At 56.1% G+C, this 20,175-nt stretch carries 13 protein-coding genes; all 13 read right to left on the bottom strand.

The window, feature by feature from the left end; genetic code table 11:
* Positions 1-28: 28 nt before the first annotated feature.
* The 13 genes from FHS19_RS06315 to FHS19_RS06255 all read right to left on the bottom strand — a co-directional run bounded on the left by FHS19_RS06315 (position 29) and on the right by FHS19_RS06255 (position 20,134).
* Entirely contained in the window at positions 29-1,849 is a 1,821-nt protein-coding gene (locus FHS19_RS06315; protein ID WP_183580179.1) for an alpha-L-fucosidase, read from the bottom strand.
* Between the two features lie 49 nt (positions 1,850-1,898).
* On the bottom strand, positions 1,899-3,074 hold the full coding sequence (locus tag FHS19_RS06310; RefSeq protein ID WP_183580176.1) for a glycoside hydrolase family 88 protein: 1,176 nt from the start codon (positions 3,072-3,074) through the stop codon (positions 1,899-1,901).
* A gap of 37 nt (positions 3,075-3,111) precedes the next feature.
* Positions 3,112-4,173, bottom strand: coding sequence for a glycoside hydrolase family protein (locus FHS19_RS06305; protein ID WP_246426437.1), 1,062 nt, complete (start codon positions 4,171-4,173; stop codon positions 3,112-3,114).
* A gap of 63 nt (positions 4,174-4,236) precedes the next feature.
* On the bottom strand, positions 4,237-5,433 hold the full coding sequence (locus FHS19_RS06300; RefSeq protein WP_183580173.1) for a glucuronate isomerase: 1,197 nt from the start codon (positions 5,431-5,433) through the stop codon (positions 4,237-4,239).
* A gap of 22 nt (positions 5,434-5,455) precedes the next feature.
* Positions 5,456-7,840 carry a glycosyl hydrolase family 95 catalytic domain-containing protein gene (locus FHS19_RS06295; RefSeq protein WP_183580170.1) on the bottom strand — a complete coding sequence of 795 codons (2,385 nt, stop codon included), beginning with the start codon at positions 7,838-7,840 and terminating at the stop codon, positions 5,456-5,458.
* Between the two features lie 59 nt (positions 7,841-7,899).
* Positions 7,900-9,462, bottom strand: coding sequence for an extracellular solute-binding protein (locus FHS19_RS06290; RefSeq protein ID WP_183580167.1), 1,563 nt, complete (start codon positions 9,460-9,462; stop codon positions 7,900-7,902).
* A gap of 198 nt (positions 9,463-9,660) precedes the next feature.
* On the bottom strand, positions 9,661-11,502 hold the full coding sequence (locus FHS19_RS06285) for a cache domain-containing sensor histidine kinase (RefSeq protein ID WP_246426436.1): 1,842 nt from the start codon (positions 11,500-11,502) through the stop codon (positions 9,661-9,663).
* Between the two features lie 29 nt (positions 11,503-11,531).
* Positions 11,532-12,557 (bottom strand): response regulator transcription factor, encoded by a 1,026-nt coding sequence (locus FHS19_RS06280; RefSeq protein ID WP_183580161.1) that lies wholly within the window; start codon positions 12,555-12,557, stop codon positions 11,532-11,534.
* A 76-nt stretch (positions 12,558-12,633) separates the two neighbouring features.
* Positions 12,634-14,214, bottom strand: a complete 1,581-nt coding sequence (locus FHS19_RS06275; protein WP_183580158.1) for an extracellular solute-binding protein — start codon at positions 14,212-14,214, stop codon at positions 12,634-12,636.
* A gap of 216 nt (positions 14,215-14,430) precedes the next feature.
* Complete coding sequence (locus FHS19_RS06270; protein WP_183580155.1) at positions 14,431-15,294, bottom strand: carbohydrate ABC transporter permease; 864 nt, start codon at positions 15,292-15,294, stop codon at positions 14,431-14,433.
* 19 nt (positions 15,295-15,313) lie between these two features.
* Complete coding sequence (locus FHS19_RS06265) at positions 15,314-16,207, bottom strand: ABC transporter permease (RefSeq protein WP_246426511.1); 894 nt, start codon at positions 16,205-16,207, stop codon at positions 15,314-15,316.
* Between the two features lie 175 nt (positions 16,208-16,382).
* The gene (locus FHS19_RS06260) at positions 16,383-18,797 is read right to left on the bottom strand and encodes a glycoside hydrolase family 95 protein (RefSeq protein ID WP_246426435.1); all 2,415 of its coding nucleotides are present in this window, start codon (positions 18,795-18,797) and stop codon (positions 16,383-16,385) included.
* 44 nt (positions 18,798-18,841) lie between these two features.
* The gene (locus FHS19_RS06255; protein ID WP_183580146.1) at positions 18,842-20,134 is read right to left on the bottom strand and encodes a Gfo/Idh/MocA family oxidoreductase; all 1,293 of its coding nucleotides are present in this window, start codon (positions 20,132-20,134) and stop codon (positions 18,842-18,844) included.
* Positions 20,135-20,175 lie beyond the last annotated feature (41 nt).

Raw genomic sequence — 20,175 nt, 5'->3', positions numbered from 1 at the left:
TTCCGTAATACAGCACAATCCGGTTCGGTCAACGCTGCAGCTTCAAGCATCTGGGCTGCATTAAATAACGGCCCGTAATTCTTTCGGCTTGAAGACGGATCAAATACTCCCCCGCTTCAGGAAAACGGAGCCTTCCCACGTAAAACTCCTGGAAGTCATACGGTCCGCCGGTGACCTGCACCTGAGCACGCAATGTCTGGTCTCCGGTGGTCACCCGGAAGGTACCGCCGCCGCCATCCTCGCCGTCGCCGCTGCCATATTCGATGCACACGTCGAACTCTGCGGCGCCCAAGGTCCGGACAGACCAGACAGCCTCGGCACTTTCGTCTGTCCAATCCAGGAGGTTATCTCGGCCCTTTTTCCCGGTATCATACTTCAGTCCCGTTCCGGATATTTCGCTGTCGAATACGCCCAGTTCTTGGATGCTGTCTCCCCGAGAGTCCAACAATCTGACCGGATTGCCTTCAACCGGACCGGAACAGTGGACGGCAATCACCAGCGGTTTAGCACTTTCATCCCCCTCGGTAGACACCGATTCAGGCAGTTCGATCGCCAGATCCTGTTCCGATATTCGGGTCAAATTCAGTTCCCTGCCGTCTTCCAGCATATAAGCCCGCAGAACGTCCGACAATAGGCCGGGAACGACCAGCTTCCGGTCTGCCGGCCGGTCGAAAGCATGCAGATACAACGTATTTCCTTTCACGGTGCACCTGCCCCAGGACGGCCTGGCCGTCGGTGATTCCCCCGCCCCGTAAATACTGTCTCCGCAAGTATCTAACCAACCGCCGACTTCCAGCAAAATCGATTCGGATACCGGATCCCACTCGCCCGTCTCCGTCGGTCCGATATTGATGACCAAATTGCCGTTTTTGCTGACGACATCGATGATCTGCCGGACAATGGATGCCGGAGATTTCCAGTTGTGATCCGACTTTTTGTACCCCCAAGAATCGTTTAACGTAATGATGTTCTCCCAATCCTGGCGCAAAGCCCGCGTCGTCAGCTGATTATCGGAAGTATTGGAGTAATCCCCGAGGGGAGCCTTCCACACCCGGCTGTTCACCAGGCAGTCCGGCTGCAGTGAGTATACGGTGTCCAGAAATTGCTGACCCTGCTCACGCGTCAGCTTGCCGCCGCAGTCGAACCACATGAGGCCAACTTTCCCGTAATCCGTCAGCAGCTCGCGGACCTGGGGAAGCGATTTGCTGTCCAGATAGCGCTCGAAGCGGCTTCGCTTATCCGGATCATGCGCCCAGCTTTCTACGCCGTCATAGGCTCCGATATTACCGGGGTAGTCCCAGGTGTTCCCTTGCGAATCGGGATCATGCCAGTCCATGGCGTGCGAGTAGTATATACCCAGCTCCATTTCTTCCTGCTCGCATGCTTCGGCCAGCTCCCGGAGCGGATCGCGTCCAAAGGCCGCATGCTGAACGATCGAGTAATCGGATACTTGCGAGCTATACATGGCGAAGCCGTCGTGATGCTTGGCTGTGAAAATGATGTATTTCAAGCCGGCCCGTTTGGCGGTGCGCACCCATTTCAGCGCGTCAAAGGAAGAAGGATTCCAGCCTGCCGCCATCTCCTCATATTCGGCGGCCGGAATCTTTGCGCGCAGCATAATATGCTCACTATAGGAAGCTTGGATCTCCTCCCCTTTCCACTCGCCTGCCGGCATTGCATAAGGCCCCCAATGGATGAACAAGCCCAGCCGGGCTTCCCTCCACCACTCCATGCGGTGATTCCGCTCCGCAAAAGTCTGTCTTTCAGAGGCCTCTTCGATTTGGTAGGGATCATCGAGCAGGTTCTCCGTCGTGGACCCTGCTGCGGTTTGTTCGGCCTGCCGTTTCATACCGTATGTCTCCTTTCCCGCCAATTTACTGGCTTAACGCTGATGTACATTACCACAATCTAAGCGACGAACCACGCAGCTTGGATACCGCCTCAACAAAGAAATAATCGCCGTAAATCAGCGGCGTATCGATATGCACACCACCCGGCAAATTGGATGTGCCGGACAGGAGCAAGCCTTCTTCCCCAGGCATATCCCACGTCCCGTAATGTTCGTGAAGCGAGCGTAGGATGCGTTCCGCCGAGTGAAGATACAGCCGTGCTTCCGCCTCGGGTACCAGACGGGACAGCTCAATCAGCCCGCAGGCCGCGCAGGCTCCGGCAGAAGTATCGCGCGGCTTGCCTCCTTCTTCAGGCGCCCGGAAATCCCAGTGCGGCACATGGTCGTTCGGCAGGTTCGCCAGGAAAAAATGAGCGGCCCGCTTGGCCCCCGTCAGGAAGCGTTCTTCTCCCGTGTAGATATAAGACAGGGTCAGTCCGTAGATGGTCCAAGCACTGCCTCTGGACCAGGCGGATTCCTCCGCATACCCCTGACCGGACATGACGCCGATTTTTTCACCCGTCTCGGGATCGAATTGGAGGATATGATAACTGGATCCGTCCGGACGCAGAAAATGCGCCAGCACCGTATCCGCATGCGCAGCGGCGATATGACGGAACCGGGGATCCGCCGTTTCTTCGGAGGCCCAATACAGCAGCGGCAGATTCATCACTGTGTCGATGATGGACCAGCCAGCCCGGTTCACCTGCTCCAGGTCATGCCAAGCGCGGATGAAGCTCCCTTTTACATTAAAGCGGCTTGCCAGCTGGGCGGCGGCCATCAGCCCGCGGTGTTTGGAACGCTCGCTGCCGGTAATCCGGTAGTCGGCCACGGCCGAAAGCGTCCAGATAAAGCCGGCATCATGATGTACAGCGAGCGAATACAGCGGTTCGTCCAGCTTTTCCTCGATCAGCTCGGCAATCCCCTGCAGCCCTGGATGGTGCCCGTCTTCGGCAATATGCCACAATATTCCCGGCCAGAAGCCGGCGGTCCACCAGGACGGGCGCATGTTGTCATAGACCCCGTTGACGGATGCATGCGGAAAACTGACGCCAATCCGCTGACTGGTGCGCTCCACTTTGCTCACGATTTGCTGCCAGGCCCCTTCAGCCCACTGTCGAACGGATTCCGAAATAAGCACCGAGTTCCCTTCGCTACCCTTTTGTTTCGGGACAGTCTCTCCCATATGATCTCCTCCTGTATTTGATAGTTCCATCCTTGATTCAAGGCGAAGTCAGCAGCGGGATCACCATGTTCCAGGTATGCTCCGCCTGCCGGAACCCCCCCGGTCCGTCCGCAACAGCGGCGAACAGATGCGTCGGCTGTCCATCCTGAAACAGCAGGAAGGGCCGCTCAAAGCTGCCCATCCAACGCTCCGTTCCGTCTTCCCATCGGACGCGCCGGGAATAGGATTGGGGCCGGTCCGCCAGCCTCCAGTTCCTCCCATCCGGGGAAATTGCCAACATTCCGCCGTGCTTCTCACCGCACAAATTCCCGTCCATGTCTTTGGCGATCATGGCATATCCCTCCGCCGTGCGCCAAATGAACGGGTCTTCAATATGAAACCGTTCCGGCGGAAACAGCGGCGTGTCCTGAATTACACGATATGGCCCTTCATATCCTGTGGCCTCTGCTGTGCCCAGCGTCATTTGCCCATGGGCGATGCCCTCATACCGTCGGGCTTTATAAACCAGCAGCACGGAGCCATCATCCCGGATACAAGGCGCCGGATTCGAGGTCAGGAAGCTGTCGAACTTGCCCGGCCTCGTCGGCAGGATCGGCGTGTCCAGTCGCTTCCACGGCCCGTAGACGCTGTCGGCGACGGCCAGGCCGACACGCTTGTTCGCCCTTGCCGCAATGACGCGGCAGTCGTCCGCCTCCACCGTCTCTCCAGGCTGCGGTTCGGGGAAGGGATGCGTCGACCCCATGTAATACAGCATATATTTGTCTCCATACCGGATGATGTGCGGGTTATGGGTGCTCCGTCCGTCCCAATATTCCGCTCCCCGCGAAGGGAACACCGTTTCTTCGTAGGTATAGGGTCCTTCCGGAGTATCGGACGAGGCCCGGACGACTTCCGAACGGAGCAGCCAGCCCGGGTGCATCGGCAGCCATTTCGGCCACCGGGAAGCAAACATATGAAATCGTCCGTCGTCTCCGCGAACGACCGAACTGCACCATACCCACCAGCCTTCCATCCGGAAGCCCCCATTCATGGGAGCGGGCAGCATCCGGTCAAGCAGTGAAAAAGTCACGTTCTCCCTCCGTTCATCATTGAAGTTCATCGAGCAGCCGCTCCACCAAGCGCATTTTTTGGCATATACGATACGGCAGTCTTGGGTTCACGATCAGATCGGCTCCCCCAACCCGTACCGTTTCGCCGCACTGCCATGCAGCCATTCCGCAGCCAGTTCCAGCGCATCATCCCGGCTCAGCCATCCATCCCTGACCTGTTCATCCAGAAAACGGGCCAGCAGCTGTTTCACGATCAGCAGCTTGCCATACGTCCATTCGATGCAGCGCGCATCCGAGACGATCAGCGAGCTTTTGAGCGGAGAGATCGCTTCGAGACGGTACTGCATGCTCTGCTTGTATGTGCTGGCACGGAAGTTATACCACCACATGCCGCCTACGTGTACGTTGGCAAAATTCCAGGCTGCCTGTACAACGTCCAAATTGTTCAGTTCTGAAGCAACCACCAGCTCAAACGGAATGGCGTAACGCTCAAACAAGCCATACAGCTTCACGATCCGGAGCGGATCGTTTACCGGGGCGGCCGACGTGCTGCCCCATCTTCGTTCCACGCCGAGGAAGAGCTGGAGGAACATATCCCGCTCCTGGAGACCGGAGCAGATTTCATGGAGCAGCAGCATCATGATCTCATCCGTCCGCCCCGTGGTTTCAAGCTTATAATCCTCATGCGCCGCAGCCTCATAATGGGGAAGCGTCGTCATGATCCCTGGACAGCCCTTTTCATGATAGGACTGCAGCTGCTCGGAAATGAACAATTTCGCTTGCTCAAAACGATGCTGACGTTCGGCAGCAGCGGACGTGACGATGCCGGCCGCAAGCTCCGGCAGCCATCCGTCGATCCGGGGCAGCAGCAGGGCATCCTCCCGCATGCCGTCAAAGGCGGCATGTTCAGGGCGGTTCACAACAAACCGCTTCACATGCAGCCGGTCGGCCACGCTTTGGGCCCAGCCTGGAGTATTTCTCTGCATACGTACAGCTTCGTCCGCCTGAAGCACAGACGCCGCGTCATGAATGGTGATTCCGTATAAATCAGCGATGATCGCCGTAAAAGCACGATTCATCATTGTATTACGGGTAGCCTTGTAAGCTCTGATGAAGGCTTCCGCCCGCTCCGGAACCGGCAGCTGTGCCGCATCCTTCGGATATCCCGCCGTCTGCAGCTCTTGGTTCAACCAGAAATAATCGGCGATTTCCCAAAAGTCGGCCGCACACAGCTTATCGCCTATTAAATGCGTATGCGTATCGATCACAGGCAGACGCATAACTTCTTCAAGTAATGAAGATGGACTCATGATCCTTGTCTCTCCCCTTTCATTAGCTGAATGTCAACTGCAAGGTTAGGGTCTCTCCCTGTTCAAGCATGACAGGGATTTCCCGATTCTCAGGCAGTCTGCCTCCATCCCGGAAGCCGCTGCAAGCTTCGGGAAGCACGAGGGTAACGGGACCTCCAGCCCTCAAAGACTGAAGCCGAACATCAAGCGTGCCCTCTTTCCTGTGCCAGGCAATGTCTACCTCGTAGCCCCCGCAAGCCAGCATTCCAGTGGCGCTTCCGGATGGGAAACGGTTCGGCAGGGCAGGGAGGATCCGGATGACACTTGGATCGGAGTACAGCAGCATTTCCTGTAATGCTGCCGTCAAGCCCATGTTTGCATCAATCTGAAACGGAGCCCACTCCATATCCAGGCCGACGCCCATGCCGCGCCAGTCGTTATGAAGCGTGAAGAAGTTATGGATCACGGCTGATCTGGCCAGCAGATCCAGGCACTCCAGCGCTTTATCCGCTTCGCCCATACGGGCGTACAAATTGGACATATGAGCAAGCGACCATCCCGTCTGCTCCTTTAAACCAACGACCAGCCTTTTCCTTAAAGCGGTCTCGAAGGCTGCGAACAAAACTGGATCTGTCTCCCGCGTTACCTCTTTGCCCGGAAACACGGGGTAAAGGTGAGACTGGTGCCGATGATGGTACTGATCCTCATAAGCGGGATGCATCCACTCGCGGACCGCACCGTCTGCATTGACCTGATACGCCGGGATTTTGGCGAGCATGTCTTTCCAGCCCGCGACTTCTTCAGCATACAGACCTTCCTGGGCAGCCCCATTAACCAGCCGGCTCAGCACTTCCTTGGCGATGGCAAAATCCATCGTTGCATTCATCGCCGTTCCTTTGGGTCCTCCCGCACCGTTACCCGGCCGGTTCTCGGGTGAATTGGACGGGCAGCTGATGTATAGACCATCGTCCCCGGTAATTAGGAAGTCTTCATAGAACATAGCCGCCTCCCGCAGGAACGGCAGAGCCCGGGTTCTTAAAAATTCCCTGTCGCCCGTGTACAGGTAATAATCATAATAGTGCTGCGCGATCCAGCCTGCCGCCCCGGTCCAGTGGATAATATGGGGCGCGATCGTCTTCAGCAGGCCGGAATCCGGTGCGGACGGCGCGGGGATCCAGATCCCCCTGCAGCCGTAGATGCGGCGTGCGTTGCGGCGATAATCGTCCATCTGCCGCTCCACGTAATCGAATACGGGCAGCAGCAGCTCGGGCATATGCCCCGAGAGCGCCTGCCAATACATCATCTGCAGATTCTCGTTGGCCATATGGAACGCCCAGAAGCCGCGATATTCCCCGCACCATAAGCCGTACAAGTGGCAGGGGGCCCCGCCTTCGCGCGAGCTTGCGATCAGAAGATAACGCCCGTAAGCCCACATCTTCTCCAGCATGGCCAACGGGGCCTCACCGCGGTAGGCTTGAAGCAGCAGGTCTTCGTTCGAAGCGTCTCGTCCGGGAGCATCCAGGTTCAGCGTCATCCGCTTAAACAAGCCTCCATGCTCCTCCATATGCGGCTGCCGCAGCTCGGCATAGGAGCGGTTTTCTGCGGCCAGCTCGCGTTTCAACTTTTTCCAGGCCGCTTTACGCGGCTCGTGGACAAACACTTTAACCAGGATCCGTGCCTGATTGGCATCTTCAAGAATGGACTCGCTGCCCGAGCTGCTTATTCTGCCATCTGTCGCCACAATCCGGACGACCGCGCCGAAATCGCTGCCGTCGTCATGGCATGCGGCATACCATAGAAAATCGCCGTCGGAGCCTGATTCGCTTCCTGTCGGCAAAGGAGCGTCAGGTCTGCCTGGCGGACGCCTGACATCCCCGCGATGATGCAGGTCAAGCGCGATCTTCGCCGATATCGTGCCAGGCCCTGACGACCGCAGCTCATAGACGATCAAATCGTCCGCTCGGGATACGAACAATGCCCGCTCATAACGCGTATGTCCGTCCTGCCACCGCACCGTTACTTCACCGGTTTCCATGTCCAGCTCCCGGCTGTAGTCTTTAAAGCCTTCCCTTACGTCCATGCACAAGTTCAGGTCGCCAAGCGGCAGCGGAACAGCCATGACCGGATCGTAACCTTGCTCCTTCAAGCCGTCGACCAGCATATTTTCGGCTAATGTCTCCTGCCCCTCCATCATCAACCGGCGCATGTCCTCAAGCCGGGCGCTCACGTCCGGAAGCTCTGGCGTATGGCTCTGCCACCATAAGCCGCCGTGCGTCAGCATGACCGTTTCCAAATGGACTCCGCCATAGACGGCTGCTCCAATTACACCGTTACCAGCCGGCAGCGCTTCCCTCCACTTGGCTCCCCACCAGGATGACGGGGTCAGAAGCTTCAGCTTATTCCGTCCGTCTCCGGTTTTCCTGCCCATATATTCCCCTCCTAACAGGGAGGAAGCCCTTCGCGTGAAAGGCTTTCCCCGGAATCAACCTATTTACGGCTTTGCTGATCGATAATTCCGTCTTTGTTGTTGTATCGCTCCGTAGCTTCCTTGACGATCTCATCGCCGCCCTTTTGCTTATACTCCTCGATGACTTTAGGAAAATCGCTGATCGGCTCTTTGCCGTAAATCATTTTGACCATGTGGTCGATGATGAGCTTCGGCGCCTGGTCCGGACGCTTGGAAGCCAAGTCAGGGAACTGGCTGAACGATTCCAGATCCGGCACAAACCCGATGCCGCCCACACCTTCTTTGGCCAGCGTATCATCCAGCGCCTTCAGCACGTCTTGTCCGCCGGGGAGCAATTCGGTCCGTTCACGGTTGATCGTTCCGTCACCGACCCAGCGCAGCAGCGAGCGGAATCCGGCTTCGTCCTGAGCGGCTTTGCCTTCCGGCAGCTTGTAATCGATTTTTCCGTCTTTAACCGTGTAATCCTCGCCCTCGATGCCAAAGCTGTAGAAGTTTTTCGCTTCCGGCGTCTGCATCCACTCGAACATTTGAATGATCCGGGCCGCTTTCTCTTTGCTGACCTTGCTGTTGATATACAGCGATGTGTTAACCGAGCTGTACAATCCATAACCCTTCTGTCCGTTGTCCCCTATCGGTGACGGGATGATATCGACCTTGGCGCCAGGAACCGCCGCACCGATCTTGGTCCGGAAGTCGAGAAGGCTGGCGGCGTTGGCCGTCCACATGCCCGCATTGCCGGCTTCGATATTTTCACCGTACTGAGGCGCCTGGATCGTCGCGAAATCTTTCTGGATCAGGCCTTCGTCATACATCGTCTTGTAGACGTTCAGCGCCTTTTCCATATTTTCAGCGTTAAAAAACTTCGGTACGACCTGGCCGTTCATTTCGGTGAACTGATAGCCCAGGGCGTCATACGCACCAAATACGATATCCGCGTATTTAAAATTCTCCCTCATCTGATACGGCGCGCTCACGCCGAGTTTTTTAAACGCACGCAGGACGTTCAGGAAATCGTCCATCGTTTGGGGTGCCGGCAGGCCCGTTTTTTCCAGCAGGTCGGTCCGGATGTAAGTGGCACGGCGGGAAGGGTTGCTGAGCCAGGTTGGCACGCCGTAGATTTTCCCCTTGTAGCTCACTTCGTCCCATGCTTCCTTCGGTACGGCCTGCATCAGGTTCGGAGCGTACTCTTTCAGCAAGTCGTCCAGCGGCATAAACACGCCGGCCTGAACCGAACCGGCCATGGACTTATCCGTTGCCCCGCCGACGTTTTGCACGACGTCCGGAATATCGCCGCCGGCGAACATGACGGCCATTTTCGCATCAAAGTCTTTCAGGGGGATCAGCCTGATGTCCAAATCCACGTTGGCTCTCTTCTCGACCTCCTTGACCCATTTCTCGTTGTTGATATCCTTGGAGCCTTCCGCGTAAGCGTTTCCACTTGTGGTTAAAGAAATACTGAATTTCACCGGTTTTGATGCATCGGCCGCATCATCACTGCCGCTCGAGGCGCTTTTGTTTCCACAGCCTGCGGTCAGACCCGTGACAAGCGCTGCCGTGAGGATCAGACTGACCCATTTTTTCATCTTATAATCCCCTCTCTTCATGCAAAGTGCAAAAGGTTTTCTATTTGCTGCTGTCCCCATCATAAGGCTTAGCCAAGGAAGCTCCCATGGGGCGGATTATTGTCGTGATGTGTTTTTTTGCGGTTGTCTGACCAAAAAAAATCCCATATTCCATACTCCGGAATACAGGATCTGCTTAACTTTATTCATCGTTTGCGCCTAGCCGCTGCCCGCCATGGGCAGCGACCGCATAGGCTCGCCTGCCTCTTGCCCCACTGGGCTGCTCAGTTCTTTAACGCCGGAAATCGGCATCCGCATGATCATCCGGGTTCCCCACGCGGGACTGCTTTCCACGGTTACACCGTAGTCCTCGCCGAACACCAGCTGAATCCGCCGGTGCACATTGGGTACGCCGATCCCGCCCGCGCTGCCCCGGTCCTCCTCATCGGCAAGCCGGTTCTCGCTCAGCTTGGCCCAAAGCTCCTCAAGCCGCTCGGGGGTCATGCCGCAGCCGTTGTCCTGTACGCTGACCCAGAAGGAATCCCCCTCTTCGCCGGCGTCAATCGTTATCGTATGATGATCCTCCACCCCTTGCCTGAAGGCGTGCTGGAACACGTTCTCCACCAGCGGCTGAAGCGACAGGCGAACCATCTTCCGCAGAAGCAGCTCCGGCCTCACCCTCACATCGATCTCGAACGTCCGGCCGATCCGGTGATTGATAATAACCATAAAGTACATGACATGCTTGAGCTCATTCGCTACCGTGATCTCTTCCAGATTGGTGCGTACCGAATAGTGCAGCATATAAGACAGAGCGCCGACGATCTCCGTAATTTCGTCCGAGTCCTGAATGACCGCGTAGCATACGACCGTTTCCAGCGTATTGTACAGGAAATGCGGGTTGATCTGCAGCTGGAGCGATTGGAACTCGGCCTTCTGCCGTTCGGCCTGCATTTCCTTGTTCCTCAGCTCCGCGCGGTACACCGTGTCGACCATCTCTGACAAACGGTTCACCATCAGGTTGTAGCGGATCATCAGCTCGGTTATCTCGTCCCGGTGCTTCGGAAGCGGAATGAACTTCCAGTTCCCCTTCTCCGTCTGGCTCATCCCCTTCATCAGCGTCCGGATCGGGGTTGTAATCGACTTGCCGAACCGGCTCGCCAGAAACAGTGCCGTCAGGAATGTAATGACCGCAACGACGATAATGGAGCTGCGAATCGTAGTAAGCGGTTTTTGGAGCTGGCTGTACGGAATGGACACCACCAGATTCCAACCGGAGTAATCGGCTTTGCGGCTGATGTACACCCGGTCCATTCCCTCCGCCGAACTGCGGAACATCTCGGTGCCGGCCTTGCTGATTTGCTTGCCCAGGCTGGCCGGAACGATCGATCCTACCTTGGCCTGGTCGTTGTGGTATTGAATCCTGCCTTCGTCGTCCACAATGAAAAAATAGCTGTCCTTCCCCAGATCAATCCCCTTCCAGAGGGTGGACAGCTCCTCCGCCTTGACCTCGATCCCCACAAAACCTTTCATGTCCGTGGATCGCAGGCCGCGGATGCGGCGGATCAGCGTCAGCATCGGCGTCTTTTCACCCAAAATGCTGTAATTCATAATGGTCAGCCGGCCGCTCTCATCCGTGTTTTCTTTAAAGTATTGAATCTGTTTGGCGGTATCTTCCGGTTTAAAGGATGGCTCCAATCCGCCGTTATAATAATAGAGCGCATTTCCAGAGTAACCGATGATGTACAGCGCTTCGATCTCGGGATTGCGGATCCACACCGGATCCACGATCGCTTCCCGGATATCGGTCATATAGCGATAATTTTCGTATTCCTCACGGTCTGCCGGCAAATCGATGTATCGTTTGACCTTGAGGTCGGTCAGCAGCGCCACCATCGACCGCTGATAAGAGGACAAATACAGGTTGGTATGATGTACGGCATTGTCCACGATCTGGACCATTTGGCTCTTTGCGCTTTTTTGCAGCTGCTTGGCTGAAATGCTGTAGAAGGCGATGCCAACCGCAGACAGGGACAGAAGAATCACGATGATAAAATACAAAAGCAGCTTCAGCCTAAGGGATACTCTCATCATTCAATGCCAAAGGAAGACCGGTATTCCGATGGGGATACGCCGACGAAATTTTTGAAGGTCTTCGTAAAATGGGGATAATCCTCGTACCCCACCTTGACCGCGATGTCGGTGATCGTCAAGGTCGGTACGGCAAGCAGCCTGCGCGCTTCTTCCATCCGTTTTTTGATCCGGTAATGTACAAAGGTTTCCCCTGTCATTTTCTTGAAAAGGGCGCTGAAATAAGTTCTGGCGAGTCCCACCCGCTTCGCCACTTCCTCGAGCGTGATGTCCTCCGACAGATGCTTGTCGATAAAGGCTTTGGCCTCTTCAATCGGATCCTTGAAGTTGCCCTTGCGGGTCAGCTGTAGCTCTTCGAGAATCCGGTCCATGCTGGCGGTAAAAGCGATTATGGCTTCTTTCTTCGTATTGGACGCGCCTTGGGTACCCCGGCATCCGGACTGCGGCTTCCAGCCGCGCCCCTCCAGCCGTTCTGTGATCATACCCAGGCAGTCGCTCAGCACCGCTTCCATGTTGATCACGTTCAGCCCTTCGAACAAGCCTGATTGTTCGCCCTCTTCGATGACGCGAATCGTTTCGTCCCGCTGCAGCAGCCATATGCTCTGCTCAAGCTGATGCGCCCACTCCACATATTTTTGCACAGGAATAATGCTCCCGGTCATCCCTGAGATCAGCTCCTTCAGCGTATCGTGCACGTCCTGCTGGGTCACCGGCTTCAGCAAATAACGCTTGACCCCGTACGCCATGGCCCGCTGCGCATACTGGAAGTCATTGTAACCGGATATGACGACAACCTGGACGTGGCTGAATTCCCGGTGTATCCGTTCGCACAGCTCCAGTCCGTCCATCCGCTTCATCCGCAAATCCGTCAGCACCAGGTGCGGTTCCAGATTCCGGATCGTCTCGAACGCGGCCTCCCCGTCATCGGCGGTATAAATCGCGGAGAAGGAAGCCGGATAACGCTGAACCATCTTGACCAATCCTTTTTGAATAACAGGCTCATCTTCCACAATCAAAACTCGCAATTGGATCAGACCCCTTCCTAAAGCGGATAGAAAAAGCGCAGCTGCATCATCGAAAAGAAAAAGAAATGTCGCATCCCTATCGGTTGTGCTGGATGAGCACCCCCTGCTTGGCCCGGTATCTCGCCGTCGCTTCCTGAATAATCGCATTTCCGCCGCGTTCCCGGTATTCCCTGACGACCTTCGGCCAATCCGAGATCGGTTCCTTGCCGTAAATCATTTTAACCATATGATCAACGATCACGGGCGGCGCCTGGTTCGGACGCTCTGAAGCAAGGTCGGGATAAGCGCTGAAGGACTCCAGCTCGGGAACGAAGACAATGCTTCCCAGCCCTTCCTTGGGCAGCGTCGCGTCCAAAGCATGGAGCAGATCCTCCCCGCCCGGCACCAGCTTCGTTCTGGCCCGGTTGATCGTCAGATCATGTGTCAGCCACAGCAGTTCGCGGAAGGTCTCCTCGTCCTGCTCCTCTCTGGTCTTCGGAAAATGATACGCAATCGTCCCATGGTCTTCCGTATACGTATCGCCCTCGATGCCGAATGAAAAAAAACGCTGAGCCTCGTAAGAGACCATCCAATCAAAAAATTGGAGAATACCGATCAATTTTTCCTTGGGCACATGCTTGTTAATGTAGAATGAATTGATGACGGAGCTGTACAAACCGTAGCCTTTCGTCCCTTCCGGCCCTTCCGGTGAGGGGATGATATCGATTTGAGCCCCGGGAACCGAAGCCCTGAGCTTGGTACGGAAATCCAGCAATCCGGCGGCGTTCGCCGTCCAGCTTCCCACTCTGCCTGCTTCGATATCATGGGTATATTCGGTTGATGAGACGGTCGCAAAATCCTCGGGGATGAGTCCTTCATTCAGCATCGTCCGGTATACCTGCAGCGCCCTCATCATATGTTCTTCATCCAAAAATTTCGGAACCACCTCGCCGTTTCGGACTTCGAACTGGTAACCCAGCACGTCGTAAGCGCCGAAAATGACGTCCGCGTACTTGAAATTCTCCCGCATCTCATAGGGAATTTCGACTCCCAGCTTCTTGAAGGCGCGGAGCACGTCCAGGAATTCGCCGACGGTTTGCGGTACTGGCAGACCGGTTTGGGCCAGCAGGTCCGATCGGATATAAGTTGCCCGTCGCGACGGATTGCCCAGCCAGGCTGGAATTCCATAAATATGCCCCCCATAGCTGGTTTCCTTCCAGGCCTCCGGCGGCACTTCTTTCCACAAATTCGGAGCGTATGTTTGAATCCAGTCGTCCAGCGGAAGGAACATTCCCGCTTCGACCGATCCGGCCATGGCGGCCGAGCTTGCCCCGCCGATCATCTGCACGACATCCGGATAGGTGTCGCCCGCAAGAATAACCGGCATGCGCCGGTCGAAATCCTTCAGCGAGATAAAACGAATGGACAGCTTTGTATTTGTCAGCGCTTCCAATTGTTTGACCCAGCGGTCCTTGGATGGATCCGCCATATTCACCGCATAAGGACTTGCGCCGTTGGATATCGCCAAGGTGAAGGCTGCCGGCTGCGGGGAGGTTTCATTCACGCCATCCTGCGCCGGTTGCGGCGAAGGAGTGGCCAATCGGTCCGTGCTTCCGGCCAGATAGCAGATCAGGAGAATAACGGCCGCCGCCAGAATGAAATAAGCTGGTCTTTTCATACCGTTTCCCCTCCCTGCATCCATTTGACACCGGTTTGACAGGCTTCGCTCTCTTGTTTTGCGCTGCGCAAAGCCAAATTCACCCGCCAATCCAAACACCCGTCTGCTAGACTGTACTTGAGCGCCACTCAATAAGCCATGGCACTGATGTTTAATATCTTATCACATTTCGCATCTATGAAAACGTATACTTTTTTAGCTGTAAAAGTGATAGCGTCAAGCCTTGATCGAACCGATCAGCATCCCTTTGATAAAGTATTTTTGCAGAAACGGGTACACGATAATGATCGGTACGACGGAAACGATGATGACCGCCATCTGCACGCCAGCCGGAGAGATTTCGTTCACATTTTCAAGCAGGTTACCGGCCTGACCGAGGTCATTGCTCAGAACGATCTCACGGAGGCGAAGCTGCAGCGGGTAAAGCGCCCGGTTGTTGATAAAATACAGCGCCGACGAATACGAATTCCAGTGGGATACCGCATAGAACAGTCCCATGGTCGCCATGGCCGGTTTGGACAGCGGAAGGATAACGCTCCACATCGTGCGCAGCTCCCCCGCCCCGTCGATCCGGGCGCTGTCGATCAGCTCCGACGGAAGAGCTACGAAGAAGGAGCGCATGATGAACAGGTTGTACGCGCTGATGGCCGACGGAATGATCAAAGCCCATAACGAATCAATCAGATGCAGGTTTTTGATCACCATGTAGTTCGGAATCAGCGGCGCCTGAAAGATCATCGTGATCAGTATAAAAATCAGCACGACTTTGCGCATCGAATACTCGGGTCTGGACAACGGATACGCCAGAGAAGCGGTCAGGATCAAGTTGATCAGCGTCCCGGCGACCGTGATGAATACGCTTACCATAAACGCCCGCCAGATCGAGCTGTCGCCCAAAATCACGTGGTAGTTCGTCAGCGTCCAATCGACCGGGATCAGCCTGACCTTGCCCGCATTGATCGCCTGGCTGCTGCTGAACGACTTGGCAAGCACATGGAGGAGAGGGAACACCATCAAGCATCCGACCAGCGTCAGAAAAATATAATTGAATCCGTCAAATAAGCCGCCTTTATTTTTCATTGTGCCATCCTTCTCCTTTCTAGTATAGTCCTTCGCCCGAAGCCCGCTTGCTCAGCGTATTTCCGATCATGACGAGCACCAGTCCGACCACCGATTTAAAGAGGCCGATCGCCGTCGTGTAGCTGTACTGCTGGTCAATAAGGCCGACCCGGTAAATGTAGGTGTCGAGGATGTCGCCTTTGCTTTCATTCAGCGAATTGACGAAGACGAATACGCGTTCAAAGCCGAAATCCAGGAAGTTGCCGATATGGAGCAGGAACATGATGGTGATGGTCGGCAGGATGGCCGGGATCGTGATCGACAGGGTTTGTCTCCAGCGGCTGGCACCGTCGATGCGGGCGGCTTCATACAGCTCGGGGTTTACGCTGGCCAGCGCGGCCAAATAGACGATCGTGCCCCAGCCGCTGTCTTTCCAGATTCCCGTACCGACCAGGATGCTCCGGATATACGAATCCTCGCCCAGAAAGTAAATCGATTTGAGGCCGAACGCGTTCAGTACCTGGTTCACGATCCCTGTCGTCGGCGACAATATGCCGATCATGATTCCCCCGATAATGACCCAGGAGAGGAAATGCGGCAGATAGACGACGGTTTGGAGAATCCGCTTGTACACGACTTTCCTAAGTTCGTTCAGGAGTAGCGCAAAGATAATCGGAACCGGAAAAGCAAAAATCAGATCATAGAAACCGATCAGAACCGTGTTCTCAAGAATCCGCAGAAACTCCGGGTATGTGAACATCCGGCGGAACTGGTCGAATCCGACCCATGGGCTGCCTGTAAAGCCTTTGAAGATGTTGTAGTTTTGAAACGCCATGACGGACCCCAGCAGGGGCAGGTATTTAAACACGATAAAATAAATGATTCCAGGCAGTGAGATCAGGTACAGCGCCTTGTATTTGCGCAGATTGCTCATCCCCCTTTTGGGTGCGGGCAAGGCCGGACGGGCGGCTGAGACGGCGGCTGGCGCTTGTTCTGGCATAAATATCGCTCCTTTTTGTGTAGATCGCTTCATCGCTAATGTTAATCGTTTGGTCCGGACCCTCGGAATGGGGATTTGTCGCTTCACTTGTGTTTTATTATGGTGGCCTTCATCCTTTGCGCGCCCGAATACCGCAGCTTTCCTCGGCTGCCAAAGTTACAACATATTCAAAACCGGGATGGTCATCACTGAACTCTTCATTCAAGGCACTGGCTTCCAGATGACCGGAAACCGTCAACTCCAAGGGGACGGGAGACCATAGACGACACAAGCCCGCCTTGGAGGAGCGGATGGTCACCTCATCAAGCGTTCCTTTACTCCAGGACAAATCTACGGTATACCCCCCTCTTGCCCGCAGGCCGTCAACACGGCCGGAGGGCCATGCCTTTGGCAGGGCAGGCAGCAGCCGGATTTCTCCCGCGTGGGATTGCAGCAGCATTTCCGCCGCTCCCGCGGCGCCGCCGAAATTGCCGTCGATTTGAAAAGGCGGATGGCAGTCCAGCAAATTCGGATACGTAGAAGCCGCAAGCTGCTTCATCAGATGCCCGTGAGCCTCCTCCCCCATGCCAAGCCGGGCATAGAAATTGACGATCCAGGCCCGGCTCCAGCCCGTATGGCCGCCGCCTGCGGCGAGGCGCCGCGCGAGCGTCCGCTCGGCAGCGGCCGCCAGCTCCGGGGTGTGCCGAACATCAATCAGTTCCCCCGGATGCAGGGCGAACAGCTGCGAAATATGCCTATGCCCGGGGTCGGCCTCCTCATCGTCGCGCAGCCACTCCATAATTTGCCCGTGTTTACCCACAGCCGGGCGCGGCAAGCGATCGATCGTTTCACGCAGTTCCCCCAGAAACGCTTGATCTGCTTCGCCGATGATCGCCGCCGCTTCCGCACAGGCGGACAGCAGCGTCATCGCGATTTGCGAATCCATCGACGGACCGATGCACAGGCTGCCGCTGCCGCCGTCCGGAAGAAGAAACCGGTTCTCCGGAGATACCGACGGTCCCGTAACCCGAAAGCCCTCTTCCTCGATCAGGTAATCCAGAAGAAACAGCGCCGCTTCCTTCATCGCCGGGTATGCCCGTTCGGCAAGAAAAGCCCGGTCCCCCCCGAATCGGTAGTGCTCCCATAGATGGAGGCACAGCCATGCGGCCCCCATCGGCCACACCGTGCAGGTCATCAAAATCCCTTCCGGCCGGGTTTCAGCCCACAGATTCGTGTTGTGATGGGCGGTAAAGCCCCGGCAGCCGTACATCTCGCGTGCGGTAGCCCGTCCGTTAGCCCGCATCCGGTCGATCAGATCAAACAGCGGTTCATGGCAATCGGGTAAATGGAGCAATTCAGCCGGCCAGTAATTCATTTGGACGTTGATGTTGATCGTGTATTTGGATTCCCACGGCGGGGTATAGCTGTCGTTCCAAATGCCCTGCAGATTGGCCGCTAGGGTGCCCGGCCGGGAGCAGGATATGAGCAAGTAACGCCCATATTGGACATAGAGGGCTGCCAGTCCGGGATCCCCCATCTCGGCTTCTCCAGGCTGCAAATCCCTTGCGTTTCCTCCGCCGCCTTCATGCCCCAACGCATTCTGTAACCGGAGCAGCCGCTGGTCCGTAGGAAGCGCGGCATGCGAATCGCCGTCCGGCGTCAGATCGATCGCAAAGCGGCCGAACCGGGACGCATACTCCTCCGTATGCCGGTTCAGCAGCGTTGCAAACGATTTGGACGCTGCCCTCTCCAGCTGCTCCAGGCAAGCCTCTGCCGGCTGCTTCACCCGAAACGTGCTGTGCGCCGTCAGCAGCAGGGTCACGGCATCCGCTCCTTCGATCGAGATATAGTCACCGATAACCCTCTGCCGACCTCCCTGGATAACGGCACAGATGGCCGCACTAAACCGGACGCCGTCTGCCCCGCATTCCCCGTCCATAATGATGGCTCCCGTAGGCTCGGTTCGGCAGCCATAATCCAGCGGACGGCGCATCAGATTGACGGCCAGCGTAAGCTGCCCCGGCTGGTCCGCGGTCAGCCTGATGACCAGAACCCCGTCCGGTTCACTGACAAAATAGCTTCGCCGATACCGGACGCCTTTGTGCCGGTAGCGAACGTCCACAACGGCCTGCTCCAAATCCAGCTGCCGCTCGTAGTCTTCCGCCGGCCCTTCCTGCTCAAGAAATTTGATCATCAGATCCCCAAGGGGCTGGTATGGCTGCTCATATTTTGGGGAAGCCGTCATCGCCATTCTCGCCAAGTGCTCCGCCTCTGCCTGCCTTCCTTCCTTAAGCAGCATCCGGATCTCAGCCAAATAAGGCTGGGACCGGGGATTGGCTGCCCGGCCCGGACCGCCGTACCAAATCGAATCCTCATTGAGCTGGACTTTTTCCTGTCCCGGCGTGCCGAACACCATTGCACCCAGCCGCCCGTTCCCTATGGGCAGCGCTTCATTCCACCCGGCTGCCGGCCGGGTGTACCATAATCGAAGAGTTTGAGCATCCGCTGATATCTCCTCTTTCAAGCTGCTATTCTGTTGGACCATATGCCTCACCTCACCTATTCTCATGTCTCCCCTGCTGGCAGCAACTATTTTGACACGCCCGCCTCAAAAATGATCGCTTTGATCGGCACATCCCCGTCATTCCGAAGACCGTGCTTCCACCAAGGCTTATTCAGGACGATGTCCCCGGCTTCCACCCGGTACGTTCGGCCATTCACCGTCATCAAGCCGCTTCCTTCGAGCAGAACGTACAATTCATCATCCTCGCGGTGACCATGCAGGCCGATGGATGACCCCGGCGGAATGACCGTATAATGCAGAAATTTCAGCGGCGTATCGAAATCTTCGCTCCCGAACAGCTTGCTTCCATGCACCAAGCCTTCACCCCCATGGCTTATGGAGCCTTTAAGCTCAGCACGAAGAAAATTGCGGATGACGGCCGGCCCATATCCCCAGCTGTCCGAGGGATCCACAGGAATGCCTGTCCGGAGAGACCGCCTCGTGTAATCCGCCAGAGCTTGATTTTTTAAATAATCTCTGGCATTCGTTTCACCCGGACGGTGATCCTCCAGTGACCGCAAAAACTCGGTGAACGGCCCGGGGGCCTCCACATCACTAAAATCCTCGAATCGCCGGATGCCCTCCGCCGTCGCGAGCTCGAGCACGCCGCCCACAAAGGTCAAGCTGCCCAGCGATCCCTCGATCCGCCAATCGCCAGCCCACTGTGTTTCCCGCCCCTGGCTGCTCAAGGAACAGCGAAACGAGGCCTGGATCCCGGCCTGCAGGTCCATAACAATATGAAACACATGCCTGCGCGATGCATACAGCCTGCTCACTTCGCGGCCGGACAAATACCGCAGCAGGTCAAAATGGTGAATGATGACCTCTTCCAGCACCTCGTCCCGTTCCAGCGTTATTTTTTGGCGCTGCCTGAAAAAATCGCATTCCATGGACCGCGGCTCACCGACCGCCCCTTCGTTCAGGAGCTGCTTCAGCTTGCGAACCGCCGGAAACGTACGGTAGTTTTCCGCGATCATGAACGGAATTTGCTCCTGTTCAGCACGCTGCACCATCGCAGCGGCATCCTCGTAATTGTCGGCGATCGGCTTTTCGCAAAATACCGGCAGTTTATGCTCGAAAGCCAGCTCGTTGATGCGTTTGTGAACCTCCCTTGGGGTGACGTTGATCAACAGATCCGGCTGTTCCCGCTCGATGGCTTCCTGTACATTTTCGTAAAAAGGGACTCCATCGGCCTCTACGATCGACCTTTTACCCGGGTCTTTATCTGCAACAACGAGTTCGATATCCGCATGCTGGGACCGGAGCTTCCGGTACCAGCCGCCGCCAAAACCTCCCAGCCCAACGAGAAGCGCTTTCATAAATAGACCTCCTTCTCTTAAAAAGCATCTTTCGTATTTAT

Origin of the sequence: Paenibacillus rhizosphaerae (genome assembly GCF_014192015.1) — a bacterium.
GTDB classification, from domain to species: Bacteria; Bacillota; Bacilli; order Paenibacillales; family Paenibacillaceae; genus Paenibacillus_AQ; species Paenibacillus_AQ rhizosphaerae.
The sequence above is the reverse complement of the archived record's forward strand: the minus strand, read 5'-3'. Positions and strand labels throughout refer to the sequence as shown.

What these genes read in the sequence shown, in the direction of transcription:
- FHS19_RS06315 (WP_183580179.1), bottom strand. Translation starts at nt 1,849, where the DNA reads ATGAAACGGCAGGCCGAACAAACCGCAGCAGGGTCCACGACGGAGAAC.
- FHS19_RS06310 (WP_183580176.1), bottom strand. Translation starts at nt 3,074, where the DNA reads ATGGGAGAGACTGTCCCGAAACAAAAGGGTAGCGAAGGGAACTCGGTG.
- FHS19_RS06305 (WP_246426437.1), bottom strand. Translation starts at nt 4,173, where the DNA reads ATGAACTTCAATGATGAACGGAGGGAGAACGTGACTTTTTCACTGCTT.
- FHS19_RS06300 (WP_183580173.1), bottom strand. Translation starts at nt 5,433, where the DNA reads ATGAGTCCATCTTCATTACTTGAAGAAGTTATGCGTCTGCCTGTGATC.
- FHS19_RS06295 (WP_183580170.1), bottom strand. Translation starts at nt 7,840, where the DNA reads ATGGGCAGGAAAACCGGAGACGGACGGAATAAGCTGAAGCTTCTGACC.
- FHS19_RS06290 (WP_183580167.1), bottom strand. Translation starts at nt 9,462, where the DNA reads ATGAAAAAATGGGTCAGTCTGATCCTCACGGCAGCGCTTGTCACGGGT.
- FHS19_RS06275 (WP_183580158.1), bottom strand. Translation starts at nt 14,214, where the DNA reads ATGAAAAGACCAGCTTATTTCATTCTGGCGGCGGCCGTTATTCTCCTG.
- FHS19_RS06270 (WP_183580155.1), bottom strand. Translation starts at nt 15,294, where the DNA reads ATGAAAAATAAAGGCGGCTTATTTGACGGATTCAATTATATTTTTCTG.
- FHS19_RS06265 (WP_246426511.1), bottom strand. Translation starts at nt 16,207, where the DNA reads ATGAGCAATCTGCGCAAATACAAGGCGCTGTACCTGATCTCACTGCCT.
- FHS19_RS06260 (WP_246426435.1), bottom strand. Translation starts at nt 18,797, where the DNA reads ATGGTCCAACAGAATAGCAGCTTGAAAGAGGAGATATCAGCGGATGCT.
- FHS19_RS06255 (WP_183580146.1), bottom strand. Translation starts at nt 20,134, where the DNA reads ATGAAAGCGCTTCTCGTTGGGCTGGGAGGTTTTGGCGGCGGCTGGTAC.